This is a genomic window from Shimia sediminis, from assembly GCF_003990645.1.
GTDB classification, from domain to species: domain Bacteria; phylum Pseudomonadota; class Alphaproteobacteria; order Rhodobacterales; family Rhodobacteraceae; genus Shimia; species Shimia sediminis.
Window position 1 is genome coordinate 1 of record NZ_RYZK01000038.1, and the last position, 1,104, is coordinate 1,104.

At 61.8% G+C, this 1,104-nt stretch carries 3 protein-coding genes; all 3 read left to right on the forward strand.

Features of this window, described 5'->3' with window-relative positions:
• Positions 1–663 (forward strand): histidinol dehydrogenase (locus EK369_RS21245; protein WP_206198145.1); only part of this gene is annotated, 663 nt, incomplete at its 5' end.
• Between the two features lie 63 nt (positions 664–726).
• Positions 727–870, forward strand: a complete 144-nt coding sequence (locus EK369_RS21875) for a hypothetical protein (protein ID WP_164727075.1) — start codon at positions 727–729, stop codon at positions 868–870.
• 12 nt (positions 871–882) lie between these two features.
• Positions 883–1,104: SDR family NAD(P)-dependent oxidoreductase (locus tag EK369_RS21250; RefSeq protein ID WP_127116277.1), on the forward strand; the 222-nt coding region annotated here is incomplete at its 3' end.

Genomic DNA, 1,104 nt, shown 5'->3' on the forward strand with positions numbered 1-1,104 from the left:
GACCTCTTTGCCGGACCGACCGAAACCATGGTCATTGCGGACGAAACAGTTGACGCTGAAATATGCGCCACAGACCTCCTCGGCCAGGCCGAGCATGGCTACAACTCCCCAGCTGTGCTGGTTACGAACTCCCGTAAACTGGCCGAGGAAACCCTGTCCGAAGTCGACCGCATTCTCGACATCCTGCCCACCGCCGGCACTGCCCGCGTCAGCTGGGAGGAATATGGCGAGGTTATTCTCTGCGATACCTATGACGAAATGCTTAAGGTCGCGGACGACATCGCCTCCGAGCACGTGCAGGTGATGACCGACCGTGACGACTGGTTCCTCGACAATATGACCTGCTATGGCGCGTTGTTCCTCGGGCCGCGCACCAACGTCAGCAATGGCGACAAGGTCATCGGCACCAACCATACCCTGCCCACCAAAAAGGCCGGTCGCTATACCGGCGGCCTCTGGGTCGGCAAGTACCTGAAAACCCACAGCTATCAGAAGGTTCTGACCGACGAGGCTGCAACCCTGATCGGCGAATACGGCTCTCGGTTGTGCATACTTGAGGGGTTCGTCGGTCACGCGGAACAATGCAACGTCCGTGTACGCCGCTATGGCGGTATCAACGTGCCCTATGGTGAGGCCGCACCCTACCGCGATGCTGCCGAGTAAGATGAGTTCGGGTGCGAGGGGTCTCCCCTCGCGCTCCCCGAAGTATTTTGACCAAGATGAAACATGGACAGACACACCGCCCATAAGGCTCTGATCGCCCCACTTCGGGCCGCGATGTATGACTTTGAAGCCTCGTCCGTGCGCGAGGCTTTGCCCGCCTGCGAGAATTCAACAAGGCCCGCAACATGGGGCCAGTACCCCTGCTGATGGAATGAGCTGATGACTGACCTGCCCCGCACCCCCTCTCTGTCCCTCACCGGCAAGACCGCCCTGGTGACAGGCGCCTCGTCCGGCATCGGTCAGGGTTGCGCCGTGGCGCTGGCCGAGGCAGGCGCCCATGTGGTCTGTGCCGCCCGTGGGGCGGATCGGTTGCAGGACACCGTGGCGGCGATGGCGGCCCAGGGCTGGTCCGCCGAGGCGGTACAGCTGGATCAGGGCAAT

What these genes read in the sequence shown, in the direction of transcription:
- EK369_RS21875 (WP_164727075.1), top strand. Translation starts at nt 727, where the DNA reads ATGGACAGACACACCGCCCATAAGGCTCTGATCGCCCCACTTCGGGCC.